We start from the raw sequence: 485 nt of genomic DNA, 5'->3' as shown, positions 1-485 counted from the left end.
CCACGGCCACGCAAACCCGTTCCCCGAAAAGACGGAAATCATCCTCGAAAAAGACGCCCAGGGCGCCGCACTGTACTACCCCGCAGGTGAGTACACCCTGGCGCCCGAGTCGATCTACATCGATCGCGGCGGCAACGTCGCAGTGTCCCCGCGCCTCGTCTCCCTCAAACCCGCAGCCAAGCCAGCGGCCTGACCATGGACGACGCCATGCACGCGGCGCGGCTCGTAGCTGCGCACTCTGCATTGTTGGCCCTGCTCGTGGAGCAGCAGGGCCAGCAGGTCGAAAGCCTCGACGGCATCACCGTCGTGCTGTCGCACCAGCCCGAAGGTGAAAGTCTAGATGTGATCTATACCCGCAACGGTGCCCCGGTTGCAGGGGAGGGCATGTGACTGTTGCCCTTGCTTTTGCGGGTGAGTCTGTGGAGGGCGTGCGCCTTCCCAGCCTCTACGACGGCGCTCCCCGCTGGCAAGCCGGAGAGGGGCGC

The 485-nt window shown here is 65.4% G+C and carries 2 protein-coding genes; both read left to right on the top strand.

Going from position 1 to position 485, the window contains the following annotated elements; genetic code table 11:
- The coding region (locus QZH66_RS18380; protein ID WP_305807229.1) for a hypothetical protein at positions 1-193 on the top strand (193 nt) is incomplete at its 5' end.
- A gap of 2 nt (positions 194-195) precedes the next feature.
- On the top strand, positions 196-390 hold the full coding sequence (locus QZH66_RS18375; RefSeq protein ID WP_305807228.1) for a hypothetical protein: 195 nt from the start codon (positions 196-198) through the stop codon (positions 388-390).
- Positions 391-485 lie beyond the last annotated feature (95 nt).

This window comes from Stenotrophomonas sp. YIM B06876 (genome assembly GCF_030711595.1).
In the GTDB taxonomy this organism is placed as follows: Bacteria; Pseudomonadota; Gammaproteobacteria; order Xanthomonadales; family Xanthomonadaceae; genus Stenotrophomonas.
This window is presented reverse-complemented; position numbering and strand designations above follow the sequence as displayed.